This window comes from Planktothricoides raciborskii GIHE-MW2, assembly GCF_040564635.1.
Classification (GTDB): Bacteria; Cyanobacteriota; Cyanobacteriia; order Cyanobacteriales; family Laspinemataceae; genus Planktothricoides; species Planktothricoides raciborskii.
This window is the reverse complement of the sequence record NZ_CP159837.1, coordinates 60,066-80,375: the sequence shown is the minus strand read 5'-3', so window position 1 is coordinate 80,375 and position 20,310 is coordinate 60,066. Positions and strand designations below refer to the sequence as shown.

At 42.9% G+C, this 20,310-nt stretch carries 17 protein-coding genes and 1 tRNA gene; 11 read left to right on the top strand and 7 right to left on the bottom strand.

The features are described 5' to 3' along the window. The first annotated feature begins 192 nt into the window (after nucleotides 1-192). From ABWT76_RS00250 to ABWT76_RS00240, 3 genes are all read left to right on the top strand, one after another. Nucleotides 193-2,193 carry a DUF3987 domain-containing protein gene (locus ABWT76_RS00250; protein WP_354635452.1) on the top strand — a complete coding sequence of 667 codons (2,001 nt, stop codon included), beginning with the start codon at nucleotides 193-195 and terminating at the stop codon, nucleotides 2,191-2,193. Then, nucleotides 2,141-2,524, top strand: coding sequence for a hypothetical protein (locus ABWT76_RS00245; protein ID WP_354635451.1), 384 nt, complete (start codon nucleotides 2,141-2,143; stop codon nucleotides 2,522-2,524). The genes ABWT76_RS00250 and ABWT76_RS00245 overlap by 53 nt, the downstream gene beginning before the upstream one ends. A gap of 139 nt (nucleotides 2,525-2,663) precedes the next feature. Further along, on the top strand, nucleotides 2,664-2,855 hold the full coding sequence (locus ABWT76_RS00240) for a helix-turn-helix domain-containing protein (RefSeq protein WP_354635450.1): 192 nt from the start codon (nucleotides 2,664-2,666) through the stop codon (nucleotides 2,853-2,855). Here the strand turns inward: ABWT76_RS00240 and ABWT76_RS00235 are convergent. Together ABWT76_RS00235 and ABWT76_RS00230 are read right to left on the bottom strand one after the other, a co-directional pair. After that, nucleotides 2,845-3,939, bottom strand: coding sequence for a hypothetical protein (locus tag ABWT76_RS00235; protein WP_354635449.1), 1,095 nt, complete (start codon nucleotides 3,937-3,939; stop codon nucleotides 2,845-2,847). The two genes, ABWT76_RS00240 and ABWT76_RS00235, sit on opposite strands and share 11 nt — an antisense overlap. Before the next feature lie 122 nt (nucleotides 3,940-4,061). Then, nucleotides 4,062-4,133: transfer RNA gene (locus ABWT76_RS00230), tRNA-Met, on the bottom strand. 345 nt (nucleotides 4,134-4,478) lie between these two features. On the opposite strand from ABWT76_RS00230, the gene ABWT76_RS00225 reads away from it, so the two are divergent. The 5 genes from ABWT76_RS00225 to ABWT76_RS00205 all read left to right on the top strand — a co-directional run bounded on the left by ABWT76_RS00225 (nucleotide 4,479) and on the right by ABWT76_RS00205 (nucleotide 11,301). Beyond that, nucleotides 4,479-5,051: a Uma2 family endonuclease gene (locus tag ABWT76_RS00225; protein WP_054467123.1), complete on the top strand. Its 573-nt coding sequence runs from the start codon at nucleotides 4,479-4,481 to the stop codon at nucleotides 5,049-5,051. A gap of 826 nt (nucleotides 5,052-5,877) precedes the next feature. Further along, on the top strand, nucleotides 5,878-7,152 hold the full coding sequence (locus ABWT76_RS00220) for a serpin family protein (RefSeq protein WP_072160798.1): 1,275 nt from the start codon (nucleotides 5,878-5,880) through the stop codon (nucleotides 7,150-7,152). Between the two features lie 165 nt (nucleotides 7,153-7,317). Next, entirely contained in the window at nucleotides 7,318-9,363 is a 2,046-nt protein-coding gene (locus ABWT76_RS00215) for a DUF3352 domain-containing protein (protein WP_190878174.1), read from the top strand. Between the two features lie 486 nt (nucleotides 9,364-9,849). Continuing rightward, the gene (locus ABWT76_RS00210) at nucleotides 9,850-10,560 is read left to right on the top strand and encodes an alpha/beta hydrolase (RefSeq protein ID WP_082348913.1); all 711 of its coding nucleotides are present in this window, start codon (nucleotides 9,850-9,852) and stop codon (nucleotides 10,558-10,560) included. A gap of 189 nt (nucleotides 10,561-10,749) precedes the next feature. Then, nucleotides 10,750-11,301, top strand: coding sequence for an alpha/beta hydrolase (locus tag ABWT76_RS00205; RefSeq protein WP_054467119.1), 552 nt, complete (start codon nucleotides 10,750-10,752; stop codon nucleotides 11,299-11,301). A gap of 124 nt (nucleotides 11,302-11,425) precedes the next feature. Here the strand turns inward: ABWT76_RS00205 and ABWT76_RS00200 are convergent, their stop codons facing one another. Beyond that, the gene (locus ABWT76_RS00200; protein WP_054467118.1) at nucleotides 11,426-12,619 is read right to left on the bottom strand and encodes a M20 family metallopeptidase; all 1,194 of its coding nucleotides are present in this window, start codon (nucleotides 12,617-12,619) and stop codon (nucleotides 11,426-11,428) included. Between the two features lie 493 nt (nucleotides 12,620-13,112). Here ABWT76_RS00200 and ABWT76_RS00195 point away from each other — a divergent pair, with 493 nt between their 5' ends. After that, a complete protein-coding gene (locus tag ABWT76_RS00195) occupies nucleotides 13,113-13,292 on the top strand; it encodes a hypothetical protein (RefSeq protein WP_231636825.1) in 180 nt (59 codons plus the stop codon). 113 nt (nucleotides 13,293-13,405) lie between these two features. On the opposite strand, the gene ABWT76_RS00190 is transcribed toward ABWT76_RS00195, so the two are convergent. Then, entirely contained in the window at nucleotides 13,406-14,512 is a 1,107-nt protein-coding gene (locus ABWT76_RS00190) for a DNA methyltransferase (RefSeq protein ID WP_197285317.1), read from the bottom strand. An 802-nt stretch (nucleotides 14,513-15,314) separates the two neighbouring features. Here ABWT76_RS00190 and ABWT76_RS00185 point away from each other — a divergent pair. Both ABWT76_RS00185 and ABWT76_RS00180 read left to right on the top strand, forming a co-directional pair. After that, nucleotides 15,315-16,727, top strand: a complete 1,413-nt coding sequence (locus tag ABWT76_RS00185) for a folate/biopterin family MFS transporter (protein ID WP_054467117.1) — start codon at nucleotides 15,315-15,317, stop codon at nucleotides 16,725-16,727. Nucleotides 16,728-16,814: 87 nt separating this feature from the next. Continuing rightward, nucleotides 16,815-18,332 carry a carotenoid oxygenase family protein gene (locus ABWT76_RS00180; RefSeq protein ID WP_054467116.1) on the top strand — a complete coding sequence of 506 codons (1,518 nt, stop codon included), beginning with the start codon at nucleotides 16,815-16,817 and terminating at the stop codon, nucleotides 18,330-18,332. Nucleotides 18,333-18,540: 208 nt separating this feature from the next. Here ABWT76_RS00180 and ABWT76_RS00175 read toward each other — a convergent pair whose 3' ends face one another. From ABWT76_RS00175 to ABWT76_RS00165, 3 genes are read right to left on the bottom strand one after another with little or no spacing between them, the layout of a single operon-like run. Beyond that, nucleotides 18,541-18,996: a DUF4276 family protein gene (locus ABWT76_RS00175; protein ID WP_354635448.1), complete on the bottom strand. Its 456-nt coding sequence runs from the start codon at nucleotides 18,994-18,996 to the stop codon at nucleotides 18,541-18,543. Then, nucleotides 18,971-19,156: a hypothetical protein gene (locus tag ABWT76_RS00170; RefSeq protein WP_354635447.1), complete on the bottom strand. Its 186-nt coding sequence runs from the start codon at nucleotides 19,154-19,156 to the stop codon at nucleotides 18,971-18,973. Before ABWT76_RS00170 ends, ABWT76_RS00175 begins: the two co-directional genes overlap by 26 nt. Continuing rightward, nucleotides 19,153-20,301, bottom strand: coding sequence for an AAA family ATPase (locus ABWT76_RS00165; protein WP_354635446.1), 1,149 nt, complete (start codon nucleotides 20,299-20,301; stop codon nucleotides 19,153-19,155). The genes ABWT76_RS00170 and ABWT76_RS00165 overlap by 4 nt, the downstream gene beginning before the upstream one ends. Nucleotides 20,302-20,310 lie beyond the last annotated feature (9 nt).

Genomic DNA, 20,310 nt, shown 5'->3' with positions numbered 1-20,310 from the left:
AAACCCTGGAAACCCTAATACAGCAATAGTTTCAGTATTTGGGACAAAAAATGTTGATTATTGGCTAATTTTTAGTGATAATATTAGGCAAGCTGACCCAAATTTCAATTACATCAGCATTTGGGATAAATGAAAAACCCCCTCGCGGTGTTAGAGCACCCAGGGGGAGTATCCACTTACAGGAGTGAACACATGACTACTAATAATATAGCACAAACTCAGCAAAATAGTGCAACGGCTCAAAAAAATATTGAAAGTAATTTACTAGCCCGTCAAATATCTGAAGCTTGCGAAGCCCAACGGTCTAAGGAGCAGTTTGAAGCCGAAATCCAGATGTATGTTCAGGTGGTTGGGCAATACTTAGGCTCTATAGAACTTAACCGAGAATTTCCGCTCGCTACTGAAATTTTGGTAATGGCTATTCGTGAACTCCGCTGGAAAGGCCGACTAAGCGCTCTGAATGTTCCCGGCATGACCGAAACTCACAAGCTCCGACTGGAGTTACTGCTCTATCACCATGAAGCAGATTTACTTGAGAAAACCCAACTCCGAGCGGAAATCGAAAAAGCATATCAGATATTTGGCAAGGGATTTGACCGGGCTTATGATGCATTCTTGTGTTCAGAAGGGAAAACCAACTCAGAAAGTCAGAAATGGACTGCATCGGTAATCCGCGAAGAGTTAGAAAAAATTGCTCACCAGAATTTTTCAGAGAGTGATCGCAAGCTGACCATTTCTCAATTAGCACAAGAATCGCGATGGCCTGTCAGTCAACTCAACAGTATTTATGCAGACATCGTTGCTGAGTTAGACGAACGCGATAGTCAACAGACTACAAAAGCGAAAATTGAACAGATTCTCCAAGCTAATCAGTCGTCAATTAACTTGAGTGAAGTTTTGCCCGAAAATCTTGCGCGGCCTTTAACTCAGTTAGCCAAATGGATGAATTTGCAACCTGAAGTCTGCTTAGTGTCTTTGTTGGGAACGGTGTCAAGCCTGCATCGGACTGATACTGAATTGTTGGCTGCTACGGCCACTGACTATCGGCTTTCTCCTAATCTGTTCATTGGTTTGGTGGCTGAAAGCTCCCAGAAGAAATCTCCGATTCTTAAAGCGATCGCTACCAAGCCACTCGGTCTATTACATCGCGATGAATGCGATCGCTACGAACAAGAAATGGCGACATGGAAAGAAGCTTGCAAGCGAATCCAGTCAGAAGATAAATACGCCGAAATGCCCCCAGAACCACAGAAACGAGTTCATTGGTTGCAACGAACTACTGGTGAAGCGCTCTTACGGCAAGCCGGTCGCCAACAGCATGGGATGCTCTATTTGTCTGATGAATTGAAAGCGTTATTTGGCAGTCTCAATTCCTACCGTGGCGGACGCGGCTCTGATGAAGAAGACTTATTAGAACTTTATGACGGGTCGGGAGCTAAAACTCTTCGAGCGGAAGGTCTGCGCGACGATACGGACAAAACTTGCCTGGGAATTTTAGGCGCGATTCAACCAGAAATTTTGGAAAAATTGATAGGTGGTAAAGATGACGGAAACGGGAAATGGGCACGCTTCTTTTTTGTCCATCAACCAAATACGGCATCTACTTTGCCTATCAGCGGCGGATTGAACCTGACTGAAATGTTGGCAGGACTTTATCGCTCTATCAGTGCGTTGCCAGCAATAGAATATCAGTTTGACTCCGCAGCCCAGCTTCGGTTCAAGCAAGCTTATGACCGGGTGGAACAACTTCGAGTTAAAGAACCCAACCAGAGTTTGCGGGCTGTCTATGGCAAAACCGCTGGTCGGATTGGAAAAATAGCGCTGAATCTGCACGTCATCCGGTGGGCAATGGGCGATCGCACTCAACCCATCAGCCATGAAATTGGGATGGATTCGTTGTTGCCTGCTATCAAATTGGCCAACTTTGCGATTCAGCAGATTAAATCCCTCTATGGCCAGTTCGATGACGATTCATTGGCACCGCACTTGATGAAAATTCTGAACTTAGCAGAGTCAAAAGGAGAGTGGATTAAAGCACGGGATGTCCAGCCAACTTTTACCAAAAAACAACGACCGAGTGCAGACCAAGTTCGCCAGCATTTCGTGACGCTGGCTGATATGGGGTTGGGGGAAATACAGGGTGAGGGGCGCAACCTTCAGTTCTGCTTCTGTCAGCATTTTCGTCAGCGCTGACGAAAATGCTGACAAATTATCAGCAGCTAGAAGCTTTACTACACAAGAGATTCAGCCAACTGCTGACATTGCTGACGATTCCGAAAAAGAAGCCAAAAAAACCCTTGTACAAAAAAGCAGTGACTTGGTTAAAGAATTGCAGCGACTTTGCTATCCATTTATGACCAAAGATGAGTATCGCGATCGCTTCCGAAATCTGTTTCAGGCTCGCTATGGGGTAAAAGTTCGGAGTCAGATGAATATCGGCCAACTTCAGGATTTCATCGACTTCTTAACGTATTGGCTTCGCACGGGTGCCAAATTTCAACCACAGGAGTGGGCTCTGGAATAGATTGTTTTTTCGGGAAACTAATCCCGTTATCGGAATCCCGATAATGCTTGAAAGTGTCTCCAGATAAGACTTCGTGGATTTCAACTAAAACAAGAGCAAATAGTTTCCCAAACCCTTCCAATAAATAAAAAGGTGAATTATGTATTTGACCACAAAAGAACTAGCCAATCATTTGAAGAAACATCCTCGAACAATCCACAGATGGCGGTGCAAAAAATGGATTGAGGGAATCCACTATCGCGTTACTCCTGGAGGCTGGTTAGAATTCAAGCTGGAAGCTATTGAGGCATATTTAAATACCCCAATAGCTAAACGAAAACCTAAAAATTAACATCTTTCCTATACCACGCATTTAAGAGGTCTTTCTCCCCTAAAAATGCGTGATAAATTTTTGTATGAACGTCTACACTATGACCCATGACCTTAGCAGCAAGAGCAAGTGGTTTACCTTGGCAAGCGCAATCGCAAGCAAAACGATGTCTTAACGAATATGGGGGAAATGGAACACCGGCTCGGTCATAGGCTTTCCAGACTAATCGCCCTAACTCCTCATTTTCAGTGGCAGTGCTTTGGGGTAGGTCTTGCGGCAGAATTTCTTTAATATTCCACATATCTATCCAGTCTGGATGACAGGTGGGCACAACGCGGTAGCCGGTTTTAGTGCGATCGCCCACCTCTAACAGTCCCTTATCAATCTTTTCGAGCCTGACATGATAGATTTCATGGTTTCGTAATCCAAACGCGGCCTGTAAACAAAAAGCATTTCGCCACTGTTCGGTATGGAAACCAGACAAACAATTAAAAATTTCTTCATCAGAAGGAATAATCAACGGTGTGTCTTTCCCCTTCTGAGAATAGATGCCTCGATATTTCCTCAAATCCTTAGCATTCTCAATTTTGGCAAATTCACACAAGCTGGCAATCTTGTCAGTCGTTCGTTCTCTGTTTTTAGTGTTGGCCTCGGTAGCCAAAATAATTTCTTTCCCCAATTCAAAAGTTAGAGGTTTATCGCCAGGAAGTTTTTTGAAAACTTTACGGTAATCTTTCCAGGTTGTAGCAGTGCGATCGCCTCTTGCCCAGAAATCGTCCTCAAATTCTTGAATCCAGTCTTTGCAAGTCTTTTGACTTGGCTGCTTAGACAGTTCCGGCTTATAGGTTTCCCAACTAAATTGATAAGTATCCAGAAGCCCTGCCAATTTGATTGCTTCTCCTTTGGCATAGCGCAGTCCCACGTCATTGTTGTACACCCCTAGAGCTATGCGCTGCTGATAGGGACTATCTCGATTACACCCAGGCTTGGGCGGTAGAGTAGCGCGAAGGAACAAAGTATTTTTACCGGGCAGCGTATTAATCTTGACTCTAATGTTGGCTGCCTTAAGCTGGGCGTTGATTGATTCGATGGTTAATTTAGCCATTGGCCGCAAAAATTTACGTTACCTAAATGATTGCCTAAATTTGTACTTATTTGTATCTGTTTGTACTCATTTGCGATTCAAATAATAAACCAGGGAATCGCCCAAATCCCCTGGTTTCATAATGGCTCAGGCGTGATTTGAACACGCGACCAAGGGCTTATGAGTCCCCTGCTCTACCACTGAGCTACTGAGCCTTGTTTTTTAGAACCTTAACTATACTAGCACATTTTTTCTAAATGTCTAGAGTTTTGCCAAAAATTTTTTAATTTTTTTTCAATCGCCTAAAATCCTATCCGGTTAATAGTTTCAGCCTTTACCAACCGCGATCGCCCCCCGGAAAACCTGGGATCCGAAACCAGATCAGATGTATTCGCCTTGATTGTGGGTCTGACCCCGCAACATGACATTCTTCGGTTTTGCACCAGAATCTGGTATCTTTGGGGACTGGTAGATGCAAAACCGTAAATTTTTAGATAAACTAAATTAATCTAAATAGATTGCCTAACAGTCCTCAAATTTTCATCCATGATATGAGATTCATGCAATTAAACTTAACAAATCTGATTGATTTAAACGATAGGGAATTTCTGGAGATTTGCCGAACGAACCCAAATTATAAATTTGAGCGCACCGTTGAAGGAAGCTTATTGATTTTTAATCAACCAGACCATCAAACTCAACAGTGGAGTTGGGCGATCGCCAGTCAAATTTGGACTTGGAATCAACAAACTCAGTACGGCGTCATTTTCGACGAAGTGACGGCTTTTAAATTGCCAAATGGCTCGATTCGTAGTCCTAATTTAGCGTGGATCAGCGCCGAAAGATTTTCTCAGTTCCCTAGAACAAACCGGGAAAAGCTGATTCAATTATGTCCTGATTTTGTCTTAGAGTTACTGGACTCTGATGCTAATTGGGCTAGACTTCAGCTAAAAATGCAGGAGTACCAAAATCAGGGGGTTAAGTTAGGCTGGTTAATCGATCCAATGCTGAAAAATATTGAAATTTATGCCCAGGGTAACTCAATTCAAAGAAAGCAAATGCCGGATTTTTTATCTGGCGATAATATTTTATCTGGCTTTGTTTTAAATATGAAGCAAGTTTTTTTGAGGTAATTATTTACCCATATAACAGGATAAAAATAATTATATAAAAAATAACTAGATTTAAAAATATGGCTATTATGGCTATTGATTTTTTAGATATAAAAAAATATATTTGGAGTTTAACTATACATTTAATTAATGGTAAATTATCACAAAAAAGCTGCTTTTTATATTTGATATATATTGTGAAAAACTCTCCGTTAGATTGTTTGGCAATGTTTGGCAATATTCAGTCTGAGATTAGTCTGAGATTGGTCTGAGATTGGTCTGAGATTGGTCTGAGATTGGTCTGAGATTAGTCTGAGATTGGTTTGAGAATCGATCGTTGATCCGGTTTGCTGGATTGAGGGCAAGAAGTCTGCCCCATGACTGATAGAGAGTTGAGGAGTCCCATAGACTTGGAAACAATTCCTTTTCCTTTAGCGTTATCAGTTGGAAAATGCTACAGTTGATTCTGTTGAGCCGTTGCAAGCAGCCAGTTGGTTAGAATCGGATAGGGTGTTTAGTTGGGGGAAAGTCGCTTCTGATCAATGGACAATATAGATGAAGTGGCTGATTTTGACGGCGATCGCTCCGTTGCGATCGGCAGATTAGCCTTTCGGCACTCTCGCTGATGCTCAAACTTTTCATCGTCATCGCCCCCGGTTTTAAGCTCAGACTTTTCAGCCGGGAAAGACCGCTGACATTTGCCTCAAAAACAGGGTGTAAATTGAATCAAGGACAAGCGGAGATTGCCCGGACACTTTCCTTTAACAAATCCCAAACAAAATATTCAGCAAATATTCAGCAAATATTCAGCAAATATTCAGCAAATATTCAGCAAATATTCAGCACTATGAAATATTTAATCACTAGGTTAGCGACAATTGTCGCTGGTTTACTCACCTTGACTTATCAACCCGGTTCAAGGGATAGTTTTCTGAGTTTTTCTGTAACCAGTAGTGAAGAAATTGCTTCAGAAATCAAAATGATCGATCCTGATGTGACTACAATTGCTGATGGCAATAATCGCTTTGCTCTTGACCTCTATCAGCACTTATCTCAAACCCAAGGAAACTTATTTTTTTCCCCTTATAGTTTGTCTACAGCTTTGGCCATGACTTACGCAGGCGCTGCCGGACAAACCGCCGAAGAAATGGCAGATTTGCTACATTTTCGTTTGCCATCACCGGCGATTCATTCTGCTTTCAGTCAATTGGCAAACCTGATTGCTTTGGACAAATCAGCCGGATATAAACTGCAAATTGCTAATCGACTTTGGGGGCAACAAAATTATGGTTTTTTAGCAAGTTTTATGAACTTGACCCAAGAATATTATGGATCACCTTTTGCTGAAGTAGATTTTCAACATCAGCCAGACCTGGCTCGCGATACGATTAATGAGTGGATTGCTCAAAAAACTGAAGAAAATATTAAAGATTTAATCCCGGAAGGGGTCTTGAATAATTCTACTCGCTTAGTGTTAACCAATGCTATCTATTTTGAGGGCAATTGGCTGTCACCTTTTCAGAGCCAATACACTGAAGAAAATTTATTTACAACCGAATCTGGTCAACAGGTTATTGTGCCGATGATGTATCAAAAAAATCGCTTTTGGTATGGGAGTTATGATGGAGTAGAAGTTTTACGATTGTTTTATGTAGACTATGGATTATCAATGTTGATTTTGTTACCAAATAGCCTAGAAAGATTGGGGCAATTAGAACAAAATCTCAGTGTAGAAACGTTACAGCCGTTTATTAACTGTGCGGATCAAGAGTACATGGTAGAGTTATGGCTACCCAAGTTCAAAATGACTGCTGAATTTGATCTGAAACAAACTCTTTTCCAAATGGGAATGGCAACTGCTTTTAACCCAGAAGCAGCGAATTTTGCTGGGATGAATGGCAACCCTGGCGACCTTTATTTGTCTACAGTTGTTCACAAAGCTTTCCTAAATGTTAATGAAGTGGGGACAGAAGCAGGAGGTGCATCAGGGGTGATTGCCGCTAGTCGGAGCACGGCTCCGACAACCACTTTTCGTGCTGACCATCCATTTATTTTTTTAATTCAAGATAATGAATCGGACAGTATTTTATTTATCGGTCGGTTAATGAATCCTTTAAATTAACATATGGCTTCCAGGGGACGATTCTCGCAGAAAATCACCGTTTATATTAAGAAATGATTACATAAGAGCCTGGGTTTTCAGGAATTGATTGCGAAACCGGAAAACGGATGCTAGTCTGACAAATATGCTAGTCTGACAATTTGAATTACAAGGGAGAGTCATCGGGTGATCAATCGTGTAGCAATGCCATTGGTTTGTATTTTAGGAATACAATCGGGATATGCGATCGCCCAAGCCCAACCCACTGAGGCACCAGGGGCAGTGCCAGTCCCGCCGTCGGTGACTCAAGTTTTGCCCGCGAACGTTACTGGGGTGATGCTGTTCAATAACCAGCCCCAAGCCTGGGAAAATGTGAGTCGGTTTTTACCCCTCCCCGCAGACTTTGCCCCTCCTGGCTTTGTCCCGCATCTCCCGCCGGAAATTAACTTTACGACACAGATTAAGCCCTGGTTAGGAGATTGGACGGCTCAGGTTTTGATGCCCAATTCCCAGAGTAGCGCCTCCCAGAGTGGCGCCGATAGTCGGGCTGACAGTCCAGCCAGTCATCGCACTTTGACCTTGGCGCCGGTGACTGATGCGAGCCCCTTGCCGCAATTTATCGAGCAAGTCAAGCAGCAGCGATCGGCACCCCCAATCGAGCAAGAATACCAGGGGGTGAAGATTTTGGTCTGGCCAGAAACAGTGATTCCTGCCCAGCAAACTAGGTGGCCGTTGCCCTCAGAATCCTCAGCATCTTCTGAATCGAATGAATCGAACTCTCCGGGTCACTCTGCGGGTCAGATTTTTTCTCGGAGTTTAGGGCCAAAGATGAATAAAGTTGGCCCCATTTTGTCTCACCCCATGTTCTCTCAATGGCCGTCTTGGGAAAAATTGCTCAAATCTCAGTCTCAGTCAATTCTTGGTCAGGGTTTAGCCCCGCAAACCGGGAGCAAGAGTCTGCCGATCGCCCCCTGGATGGCTAATCAGGAAAATAGCCTGCCAGAAGCGATTCCACCACAAGTGACTCCGGGCTTGGCGATCGCCGTGGTGCCTGGATATTTGGCAGCAGCGGCAAGTCCAGAGGCGATTAAACAGTGGTTGGACAGTCGCGATCGGGGAATGAAATTAGCGGAAAGTCCCAATTTCCAAAGAACTTTAGAAAATCCTGATTTTAACCGATCGCTCTTTGTTGGTTATGGGGAAATCTCTGGATTAGCAAAAAGTTTTTGGGATCAAACCTTTGACCCCACCGGCTTACCTTTTCCTGTAGCAATCCCCAATATCCAAGACTTACAAAATACCCTAGGATTACTCGAAGAAACTTATAGTAGTGCTGAAGTTCTGGCTTGGTTCCAACCGGAAGGATTTCGGGCTCAATATCGGGTTTATTATCAAAACCCCATTGCCACCAGTGAGATGAATTCCGTCGGCGATGATATTTATGGTCAAATCCCCGCAGCAACCTATTTTTCTTTATCGGGAAATAACTTAAACCAACTCTTTTTAAGGTTCTTTCGTGGCTTATTAAATCAACCAGCGATCGCTGAAGTTTGGTCAACCCTGAGAAATACAAGTGACTCGATGGCCACAAATATGGAAGGAAATATGATTCCTTGGTTAGATGGGGAATATGCGATCTTTTTATTTCCCTCAACCGGAGGATTATTTCCCGCCTTTGATCCCCGACTTCAGCTTGCCCTGGGGATAATTTTAGAAACAAAAGATCCAGCCGCTGCCCAAACAGCGTTACAAAGATTAGATCAATTGGTGGTGCGATCGTCTGAGCAAAATATTACCCTCAAACAGGAAATTATCAATGGTCAGACGGTTACAGAATGGCAAGTTTTTAACCCCCAAAGACAAGCAATGGAGAGCTTATTCTCCTATACTTGGTTAAATCAACAAACATTGCTGGTCGCCACGGGATTAACCCCTTTAAAAGAACTACATCCCCAACCATATTTAAGTCTGGATCGAGCCTTTAACTTTACCACCGCTACCAGCCCACTGCCTCGTCCGAATCATGGTTATTTATATCTAAATATTGGCTCTTTATTGTCATTAGTTAACAATTTTTTAGATTCGCAACAAATTAATAACGATATGCTGCTTAATTTAGGCACAAGCATTTTAGCAAATATTAGAAGTATTACCTTAAGCACTTCTTCAACAAATATCAGTACCCAATCCGATATTTTCATGGTATTGTCTCCGCGTCGCCGCTTTCCTTAACCCTTCCCTAAAAATTAACCCCCTGAATTTGATGTAGTCAAACTAATGCAGGGAACAACTAGATAGACCTAGGCGTCTTGATTTATCGTTATCTAAAGATTTATGGCGAATTGCAGCATTTTGTGTAAGAGTTTTCCCATCAGAAAATTGGGATTCTAGAACGCTATTCTAGAACCGCACAAAAAAATTATCTGTGTCCAGCAACTTTTTTTGAAATTTTTTGAAATTTTATGAAAAAAAGTTGACTCTAGAATGTTTCGTGGCACAATAGCAAGATAAACTGTATAGCTGGGATAGAGGAAATTTATTGTCCTACTATTTGGATTCACAGACAACCTGAGCCAGAACTGAGATGAGTGACCTTAATCCGTATCACACGAGATATTAACCTAATTTTGTGGTCAACGGAAAATTTGCATAAACTCTCGGTAAAACTGGCAAGTAAAACTGGCAAACAATTTGCAATAAACTCTCAGGAGTCTACCCATGAACATAAAATATCGGAGCGACTTCATGCAAAAGCTTCGTCCCAATACCCAATTTTTTCAAACAGTCGGAAAAAGATGTTTATCTTTGTTTCTGGCTTTTGTGGTTGCGATCGTTGCCACTTTTTCCTTTAATACTCAAAACGCTCTTGCGGCTAACGAAATCAATCTGATTTATCGAGGAGTCCGTGAAGTTATCACATTACAAGACCTCGAAAATTTCGTCCGCAGAGGTTCACTTCCTGATGCCTTAAATCGCTTAAAACTCAGTGGTGATGAGATTAGCATTCTCCGTGAAGCTTTAGGCCAAGAAATTCCTCTGCCGAAGAAATTTGTTGAAAAATTTCTCAGCAGTTCTATCGGACAATTTATCCTTTCTCGCATCGATCCCGTGATTGGTGACGGCACGATGAACAGTGTAGAAAACTTGGCCGACGGTTTCTTGAATGCTGCCGGAAATGACCAAATCAATTTGTTAGAACTTTTTGAGTTTTATCCCGCCAGCCAGATTTCCGTTCAAGGAGAGCTTGTGAGCGATGCGGTTAACCGAGTTCGTTTGATTGCCGATACAGTGATTCCCCTGGCGGAAGTGGTCAGAGGTTATATGTACGACATCGTATGTACCGATGACTTGTTTGGCTATCAACCTGATACTCAAATCCCCGATATTCTCGCTGGCTCTCGTGCTGATAAGTTTAGTTGGCTCAAATAAGTCAGGCATTTGAAATCTCAAAAGTCGGGATATGGGAGAACCCAAACTCCCGACTTTTAAATCAGTGAAAACTTCGCTGAATTTAGTATCAGGAGTCTATTCATGAAGTTTCCTTTTAGTTTTCTTAAAAGGGTGGCGAACAAGTTGAGAAATTTACCGCAAAGACTCTATAAATTCGTTGCTCTCGGAATGGCAGTCTGTTTAGTTACAACTTCTTTGGTGTTTATTCAAAGTCCCCAGACTGTTGCTCAAACTGTGGTGCAACAAGTAACTTTGACTTATGGACCACAAAAATTGACCATCCCCATGTCTGAGTTAGAGACTTTTGCTGAAACTGGCGAAGCCTCGAAGGTGATTCGATTTATCTCTGGCTTTGTTAGTGATGATACAGAGATGTTTAGAACGGCACTGACTCAGAAAGTGACCGCTCCCAGTCCTATGTTTTTGAATCAAGCAATGGACTTCATTGTGGGAGAGTTGTTTCTTTTTGAAATTGGCCAGGTGATTCATACACCTTCTCGGAAAAATGTAATTGAGGCGTTGCGTTCTTCCATTGGTTTATCGGTTCTAGACGATCGCCAAGTTTCTTTGTTGGAGGTGATTGAAAAATATCCCGCTCAAGAACTGTTTATTGATGCCAAGAAGCTGAATCAAGCCTCTAAATATATCACATTCTTGGTGAATGGAGCCGAAAAAGGCTTAATGTTTGTCCGAGAAACTTTGGGCGACTTAATCTGTTAAGCGTTCAGCGGTTTCTAGTCTAAATTAAAAATCACCATTGTTAAGAAAAAAGCCGATTGTTTTTTATCAGCAGTCGGCTTTTTTTTATCCCATATTACGATTTCATATAATTTTATGAGGATGATTATTTTTGCGCCCAATGCCAATATTTATACGCGGCATAAGCTAGGGTGACAATTCCCGTGACGATCGCGGATTCATCAATAGGATCGAGATTAAATTGGGGGTGATGTAGGGGATGATTGGATCGCTCTGGATGACCTACTCCCAAGCGGAACATCATTCCCGGTGTATGTTGCAGATATACGGAAAAATCTTCTGCTCCTAAAGATGCTTCTGGTAATATCTCAATGCAAGAATTGCCCCACGCTTCTTCGGTGGCACTTTGTACTAACTGGGTCAAATTTGGGTCATTAAATACTGATGGCACTAGCCGTTTGTAGTTGACTTGATATTTGGCCCCGTAGGTTTGGCAAACATTGGCCACAATATTTTCAATCCAGTTAGGCAGTTCCGCATGGGTTTCTGGATGCAGCGATCGCACCGTTCCCAGCAACTGCACCCGATCGGCGATCACGTTCGGTGCCCGTCCACCGCCAATTTGTCCAATGGTCAGCACTACCGGACGCAGGGGGTTGTGAGTTCGGCTAATGGCTTGTTGTAGGGTGGTAATCACCTGGGCGGCAATCCAAATCGCATCGATCGCCTCATGGGGACGGGCGCCATGTCCCGACTCTCCGGTAATCACAATTTCCAAGTCATCCGCAGCAGCGGTTAATGCCCCATGCCGAATGCCAATTTTACCCGCCTGAATACTGGGGAAAACATGAACCCCCAAAATCCCACTCACATTGGCGATCGCCCCATCTTTGACCATCCATCCTGCTCCTTGAGCAATTTCTTCGGCAGGTTGAAACAAAAACCGCACCGTTCCTGGCAACGGTTTTTCCAGTTGGGACAAAATCATCGCCGTCCCCAGTCCCAAAGTGGAATGCAAATCATGGCCACAAGCGTGCATCACCCCAGGTTTTACAGAAGCATATTCTAACCCCGTGCGTTCGTTAATGGGCAGCGCGTCCATATCGGTTCTGATGGCTAGGATGCGATCGTCCGCACCAGTGCCGATCAGTTCTCCGACCACTCCGGTTTTCCCCACCCCCTCCTGCACAGACAACCCGCAAGAAGACAGCACCCCGGCAATATAGGCCGCCGTTTCATACTCTTGGCCACTTAACTCTGGATGACTGTGAAAATGTCGGCGAATCTCGATTAATCTTGGTGCGAGTTTTTTGGCTAAGTCTTTAATTTGTTGGAGCATTGGTATTGGTTGTTAGTTTTAGTTAGTTATTGCGTATTTGTGATTATGATAAGGATTTTTCTCTCTCTGACCTCTGTGGTTAATTTTTACCATAAAAGCAGTTTAGAAGGTAATTTTAGCCTGACGAGTAGGATAGGTCTACCTCTAGGTAAAATCTAGCTTAGACCAGAAAATACGGTCAAAATAAAAATATTTAAGCATAAATTATCTATCGCATTTCGTCTATGACTATACAGATTATTGCATATAAAAAAAATTTTTCATAAAAATATCTGAAATATATCTAACAATATATTGCTTTTAATTAGTTTAATTATTTTTAATTTTTTTTATTTTTGTGAGAATCTAGAGTTAGATAAATAGAGGTTAATCATAATGTCTAAAACCGCCATTGCCGCCGCGATCGCTTCTTATTTTACCAACTTAGCAGCCATGAATCCCCCAATCCCCCAGCTTGGTTAGAAAAGCCGCAGATGCCATTACTTAAGATCCAGTGGGTAAACCTGGAAACCCAGTGCATGAAACTTATGAGAAGTTTTTCGGGTTATTGTCTAACTTTTTTGCCCAGATGACAATTACTCAAGATTATGTGGCGATCGCGGCAAATCAGGCAGCAGTAAAATGGACAGGTATTAGCAAAAAATGGCAAAACTGCCCAAGCGGAAGGCATTAGTATTTTTGAATTTAACCAGGACGGTAAAATTCAAAAGCTAAAGCTATCCGCATACTGGGATGATGATGGGATGATGGCACAATTAAGATAGATGCGATCGCGGTCAAAAGTGCTTAGAAAAACTCAGGAAATAAAGCTGATGCGCGTAAATCGTACTCTTGTTGAATCCGCATTTTTGCCAGTTCATAATAATCTGGGTTAATTTCTGCACTATAGCAATAGCAGCGACGGTTCTTTTTCTGAGAAGCGATCGCCGCAGAACATAAACCCCCAAAAGGTTCCCAGACTACATCCATCGGATCGCTAGAAGCCACAATAATTTGCTCAATTAAACTCAGTGGCTTCTGGTTAGCATGGACACACTTGGCTTGGGTATTCTTAAGACGTTCTGTTCCCCGAACTGCGGGAACTGACCAAACATTTGTCACCCCGTGGATGTGGTTCCATTTTGCTCGCATTCGTGACCATTCTTGGGCGGTGACAAATGAATTACCATCTAAAGAAAAATACGGCCATTTTGTTGGCTGACCATGTTCATTTGCATAAATTGCAATACGTTCCATCATTTCTGGTGGGGGAAAATCCCACAGATGATCTTTGGTAAAATATTTGCGAGTTGCGGCGTTTTTCACCCCACAAGCTTCATTAGTTTTAGAAAAAGGTAATCCAGTTCTTTGCCATTCATAACGTAGCCATTGTTGCATCGGTAAGCATTGACCATCCCCATTGGCTAATGTCACATTGCGGATATATTGCACGCAGATTTCTGTGACAATTGGAAAACGACGAATCGTTTTACTATTAACATTTCCGGCAATATGGGCAACTCCTTTATCCCAAACATTCACAGAACGATATTCCCATCCGTTTTTGGCCAAAATTGGATGTACTGTTGCCCAGCCAATTTCGCTACACCAAAACCATAAGGTTGTTTCTGGTAAAGCATAGCGCGACCAAGCCTCAATATGAGGGGCATACCAGTCTGCCAGATGGGTGGCTGTGGGTGGATCTCCAGGAAAAAGACCTAATCCATAAGCCCCATCAGAAATAATTACTGTGGGGGAAGGCCATAATGCATAGCGGGCGATCGCGTCAGCCATCTCAATTTGGATTAAACCGATCGCTATTGTCGGCACTTCCCCTGGAGAGGGGAAACTACTGTGCGATCGCTTCTGATGCCGATCGGTAACAACTGTGCGAACAGATTGGCAGTTGGTCATCTCAGTCACAATAAGTTTTTCTCTTAGTTAATTTTATCCGGGGAAATAGTCGATTTTTGACTATTCTAAAATCGACTATATGATGTCCATCGAGGTGAATTTGATGGAAAAGTCAATTTTTACACAAGAGAATATGGCGTTTTTTTAATTCAGGCGATCGCCAAGTTTTACAGACTTTGATTCGCCATCACCGAACAGTCCACTCGATTAGTTGAACCCTGCGGATGAGAAAATTTTGCCCTAACAAGAAGGGACGACATGGCGATATTAAAATAGGGCTAATTTCTGGTTTAAGCAATAAAAAAACCGCAGAAGTAAATCTGCGGTTCACTGAAGCATTGAAGTTCTAGATTCACTCTCAGTAAACTGGTATTAACAAAAGATAAAATCAAATAACGGATGCTACAGTGTGTCTATTAATAAAAATGTTGCAGTTGAAAGATTTGATTCTTATTAATCACTAATGTAGCAAAAGCTACTTGGTCTGTCAAGCACTATCGCGATCGCCACATTTCCTCCCCTGCAAGCTCAACTCCGAGGCAGGATTAATTCGCGAAAAGTCTTGCGTTTAGTGGATTTCAGCTTTTAATTTACCCAAAAAATTCAGGCAGCGATCGCTGCCTACGGGCTTTTTTCCCCTCGTGAGTGGGCGATCACCGAAGGTACTTATTGGCAAAAATTGCCATAAGTTACGGGCTAAAACGCTTATGTAGCAATAATTACACGGTTTTTACTATCCTATCACAATACAGTTCGTTACGATATGATATAAGTTATGTAAAAATGTTAAGAAATATTAACGATGTTCATCGCACCGAGTTATATAGACAAGTTGAAACAATCCGTAAAACAATCAGTTAAGCAAAAACTCTTGTTTGGCAACGAACCCAGCCCGGAAGTCATCGCCATCTTGTTGGTGTATTTCGTCCAAGGCATCCTGGGTCTAGCGCGTTTGGCGGTCAGCTTCTTCCTCAAAGATGAACTGGGCTTGGGTCCAGCGGAGGTTTCGGCCTTAACCGGCATTGCCGCCTTACCTTGGGTGATCAAGCCCTTATTTGGGTTTATGTCCGACGGCTTACCGATATTCGGCTATCGGCGCCGACCCTACATCATTTTGTCGGGATTGATGGGAAGCGCTGCCTGGGTCACACTGGCTACGGTGGTACATACCCCTTGGGCTGCGACGGCGGTAATGTTACTCAGTTCCTTGTCTGTGGCGGTTAGTGACGTGATTGTGGACTCTCTGGTGGTCGAGCGATCGCGCCAGGAAACCGCACAAAATGCCGGTTCTTTGCAATCATTATCCTGGGGAATTTCTGCCCTGGGCGGTTTAATCACCGCGTATTTTAGCGGGTCTTTGTTAGAACACTTCAGCGTCCAAACCGTATTTTTCATCACCGCCTCTTTTCCTTTATTGGTTTCAGCGGTGGCTTGGTTAATTGCCGAAGAAAAAGTTACCAGCGGTTCTGGACTGCAAAATATTCAGCAACAAGTCAGCCAACTCAAAAGTGCGATCGGGCAAAAAGCCATCTGGATGCCCACTGCTTTCATCTTCCTATGGCAAGCCACCCCTTCCAGTGACTCCGCCTTTTTCTTTTTCACCACCAACGAACTGGGATTTCAACCAGAATTCTTGGGTAGAGTTCGCCTAGTCACCAGCCTTGCCTCTCTCGCGGGAATTTGGTTATTTCAGCGCTTTTTCCGCACCATTCCCTTTCGGAAAATTTTTATCTGGTCTACCATTCTTTCCACCGCCCTCGGTCTGACCACCTTGCTACTGGTGACTCATGCCAACCGGGCGATCGGCATTGATGACCAGTGGTTCAGCCTGGGGGACAGCTTAATCCTCACGGTCATGGGACAAATTGCCTATATGCCCGTACTCATTCTCGCCGCCCGACTTTGCCCCCCAGGAGTCGAAGCCACCTTATTTGCCTTACTCATGTCCGTCAACAACTTAGCCGGAATGTTGTCTTATCAATTCGGCGCCTTACTCACCCATTGGTTTGGCGTCACCGAAAGCAACTTCGATCGCCTCTGGTTATTAGTCATCGTCACCAACCTCAGCACTCTTTTACCCTTACCTTTGATCAATTGGCTACCAGAAACTCACAGTCAAAGTATCGATCTACCAATCGGTAAACCTGGAGAAAATTCCTCTGAATCGGCGATCGATGAATCAGCGATCGAAGCAAAAATTCCTGTCTCTACCTAATCCCCAACTCCTCGTTCCTAGCTTAATTATGGGAACGAGGAAAAACCGTTACACCTTGATTATTTTTACACAACATAACTCACAACCATGCAAACTCAAGACCGTTTAACCACCAGCCAAAACATCAAAACAGAAATTAAACCCTATAATCGCCAAGACTGGAAAAGAGGCTACGAATCCCAAACCCAAGAAACCGACTATTGGATTGAAAATATTGAGGGACAAATTCCCCCAGAACTCAACGGCACATTATTTAGAAATGGCCCAGGATTAAGTGATGTCAACGGTCAGCCTATTGCCCACCCCTTTGATGGGGATGGCATGATTGTCAAAATTGCCTTTAAAAATGGGCGAGCCTATTTTAGCAATCGCTTTGTTCGCACTGAAGGATTTGTCAAAGAACAAGCCGCCGGAAAAATTCTCTATCGCGGCGTATTTGGCACCCAAAAACCAGGGGGCTGGCTGGCGAATTTATTTGACTTAAAACTGAAAAATATTGCCAACACCAATATTATTTATTGGGGCAACAAACTGTTAGCCTTATGGGAAGCAGAAGGACCCCATCGCCTCGATCCAAATACGTTAGAAACCTTGGGCATTGATGACCTAGGGGGAATTTTACAACCAGGGGAACCTTTTGCCGCCCATCCTCGGTTTGACCCCAGTTGTGCAATGGATGGCGGCGCCCCTTGTTTGGTGAATTTCTCCGTCAAAGCAGGGCCATCCACCACGATTACCATTTATGAATTTAATCCGAACGGAAAATTACTCCGCCGTCAAGCTCATTCTCTGCCTGGATTTGCCTTTTTGCATGATATGGCGATTACGGAAAATTACTGTATCTTTTTCCAAAATCCAGTTAGCTTCAATCCCCTAAAATTTATCTTAGGCTGGTCGAGTGCAGGGGAATGTATTCAATTTAACCGGGAAGCCAAAACCAAAGTGATTTTAATTCCCCGCAATGGCCAAGGAGAAGTGAAAATACTGGAAACCGAGCCTTGTTTTGTCTTCCATCATGGCAATGCTTGGGAAGAAGGCGAGCGGCTATTTATTGACTCGATTTGTTATGACTCTTACCCATCCTTAGACCCGGATATTGATTTTCGGGAAGTGGATTTTGAGCAATATCCTCCAGGACAGTTATGGCGTTTCCAAGCCAACTTAGAAACTAGCCAAGTAGAGCATCAAGTAGAGCATCAAATCTTAACCACTCGCGCCTGTGAATTTCCGCAAATTAATCCTAATAATGTGGGACGTTCCTATCGGTATCTGTATATTGGCACCACTCACAATCATAGTGGCAATGCCCCATTTCAAGCAATTCTGAAACTTGACCAAAAAACCGGAGAACAGCAAGTTTGGAGTGCTGCCCCCCGTGGGTTTGTCGGTGAACCTGTATTTGTCCCCCGTCCTGGCAGCAGTAAAGAAGATGATGGCTGGCTGTTAGTATTAGTCTATGATGCCGCCCATCATCGTTCCGATTTAGTGATTTTGGATGCGCGGAATTTGCATAAAGAACCTGTAGCCCGCTTGCATTTGAATTATCATATTCCTTACGGATTGCACGGCAATTTTACCTCGGAGTATTTTGGGCCTTTGGATTAATTCCTGGATTAATTGCTGGATTAATTTCTGGATTAATTTACAGCGCTTCGCTTCGCGTCCTGGGAACGGGGAACGGGGAACAGGGAAGGGAGGGATGCGGGCGTTTTGAGAATTAGACTGTACTTCATACAATCAGAGACCGGGTTTGTTCTGAAAGATTTTGGTGACAATCCAACAATTATCTCAGAAACCCGGTTTATTGATTTCTTCAAGGAATTACTTTAGTTTCATCGCACAGAAAAATAATTCGATTCACAAAAGCTTTTAGCTCTGGACAAGCTTGAATCGCATCCATTAAATCGTTGTTCTTTAAAATCGCTTTGCCATCAATGGGTTTATTATAGTGTCTGCTACATTTTCCCCTTCTAAAAATATCTTTAATTCTCTCAGCAGGAGGGTTATTGTGATTCACCCTTTCAGGGGAACCACTGGGAGCAGAAAGATTATGTTTGGCCAATTTTTGGATCGTATCCCAGTAAGGAATTAGCCATGCTTCAAAATCATGTAATGCTGTATGGGGATAAAATCTTGGGTTGTTTCCCACCCAATTAGTAATTTTAGCTTTAGCATCAGCCGCATTTTGAAAATCATTTGTTCCTGTGTAAACATCTGTCAGGGCAATGACAGCATCATAGTCATCATTGTCTAAAAGATTTTCTACCATACGCTTTCCCTTCCTTGGGAATACGACCATGCTGGGGAATAAATTTCAGCTTGGGCATATTTTGCCCTAAATGACTTGTCAGAAAATCCCGAAATTTTTCCCGAAATGCAACTTCAGTATCTCCTTCAACCAAAATAGCAATTTTTATAGCAATTTTCATGGACGACCTCCCATGATATTCATTGCCCAAACTTGGTCAAGGCTGTAATCTTCTAACCATTTACTTAAATTAAGTGTATCAGCCCAGTTCATTTTTGCTTCTCCTTCTTCGAGATCGCAAATCAAAACTTCGTGGGGTTCTAGAAATCCAATCAGTCGATCGGAGTGGGTAGCTACGATTAGTTGTGTGTGTTTTGCCGCTTCTCTCATTAAATAGACTAAATGTCTTAAAAGGTCGGGATGCAAACTCACCTCTGGTTCATCGATTAAGGTGATTGTAGTTAAATTTTGACTTTGTATAAGCGTTGCCAACCACAAAAAACGTAAGGTTCCTTCTGATAATTCATGGAGATAAATTGGTTGAGAAAAATTTCTATCTGTCCAAGTCATAGAAATAGTTCCAGCGGCAACCGGAGGAAAGTTTAATCGCTCAAAATCGGGAAAGGCAGCAGATAGAATATTTTCCAGAAACTCGAAGCGATCGCGATCGCTTTCTCGCAGGTCATAAAGACAGGAAACCAAGTCTTCACCTTTGGCACCAGGCAATTTTGCAGGGCGCATTGCTTGAGGTAAACGAATCGGACTTTTTTCGGAAACATCCAGTGCGCCATAATAGGTACAAGAAGCAAGACTCTTTCGCAAATTTTCCGGTTCGCGATACATTTTTGGAACTTGAGAAAGAGAAGTTTCCAGGGGATTGTGTTCCCAAGTTGGTCTTAAGATTCGGGAATCTTCCTGACTAAAATATTTAATGTCTAAACCATCGGATTGAATATATTTAAAAGGTTCAGGGGCGTAGATGTCGCTCTGTTGGGTTAGAGTTTCTTCTCTAATTTCATAGGATAAACCTTTCGGAGATAAGGCTAAACGATACTTTAAAGGTTCTCTGTCTGGTACGTTCATTGCCAGGGAAATTTCTAATTCTCGCGCTTTCCCTCTGGTCAAAATTTCATGAAATCCGCCTTTTAGTTGTAATTGTTGATGTAAATTTCCACTGGCGGAAGCAGCTAGGATGGAAAAAACATCTAAAAAAGAAGTTTTTCCGGATCCATTCGCGCCAATCATCACGGTGAGATTTCTCATCTCAAGGTCAATATTGTGAAGACGGCGAAAACCCTTTACTGATATATTTTCCAATTTATTCATCTTCCACCC

What these genes read in the sequence shown, in the direction of transcription:
- ABWT76_RS00250 (WP_354635452.1), top strand. Translation starts at nt 193, where the DNA reads ATGACTACTAATAATATAGCACAAACTCAGCAAAATAGTGCAACGGCT.
- ABWT76_RS00240 (WP_354635450.1), top strand. Translation starts at nt 2,664, where the DNA reads ATGTATTTGACCACAAAAGAACTAGCCAATCATTTGAAGAAACATCCT.
- ABWT76_RS00235 (WP_354635449.1), bottom strand. Translation starts at nt 3,939, where the DNA reads ATGGCTAAATTAACCATCGAATCAATCAACGCCCAGCTTAAGGCAGCC.
- ABWT76_RS00225 (WP_054467123.1), top strand. Translation starts at nt 4,479, where the DNA reads ATGCAATTAAACTTAACAAATCTGATTGATTTAAACGATAGGGAATTT.
- ABWT76_RS00220 (WP_072160798.1), top strand. Translation starts at nt 5,878, where the DNA reads ATGAAATATTTAATCACTAGGTTAGCGACAATTGTCGCTGGTTTACTC.
- ABWT76_RS00210 (WP_082348913.1), top strand. Translation starts at nt 9,850, where the DNA reads ATGAACATAAAATATCGGAGCGACTTCATGCAAAAGCTTCGTCCCAAT.
- ABWT76_RS00205 (WP_054467119.1), top strand. Translation starts at nt 10,750, where the DNA reads ATGGCAGTCTGTTTAGTTACAACTTCTTTGGTGTTTATTCAAAGTCCC.
- ABWT76_RS00200 (WP_054467118.1), bottom strand. Translation starts at nt 12,619, where the DNA reads ATGCTCCAACAAATTAAAGACTTAGCCAAAAAACTCGCACCAAGATTA.
- ABWT76_RS00190 (WP_197285317.1), bottom strand. Translation starts at nt 14,512, where the DNA reads ATGACCAACTGCCAATCTGTTCGCACAGTTGTTACCGATCGGCATCAG.
- ABWT76_RS00185 (WP_054467117.1), top strand. Translation starts at nt 15,315, where the DNA reads ATGTTCATCGCACCGAGTTATATAGACAAGTTGAAACAATCCGTAAAA.
- ABWT76_RS00180 (WP_054467116.1), top strand. Translation starts at nt 16,815, where the DNA reads ATGCAAACTCAAGACCGTTTAACCACCAGCCAAAACATCAAAACAGAA.
- ABWT76_RS00175 (WP_354635448.1), bottom strand. Translation starts at nt 18,996, where the DNA reads ATGGTAGAAAATCTTTTAGACAATGATGACTATGATGCTGTCATTGCC.
- ABWT76_RS00170 (WP_354635447.1), bottom strand. Translation starts at nt 19,156, where the DNA reads ATGAAAATTGCTATAAAAATTGCTATTTTGGTTGAAGGAGATACTGAA.
- ABWT76_RS00165 (WP_354635446.1), bottom strand. Translation starts at nt 20,301, where the DNA reads ATGAATAAATTGGAAAATATATCAGTAAAGGGTTTTCGCCGTCTTCAC.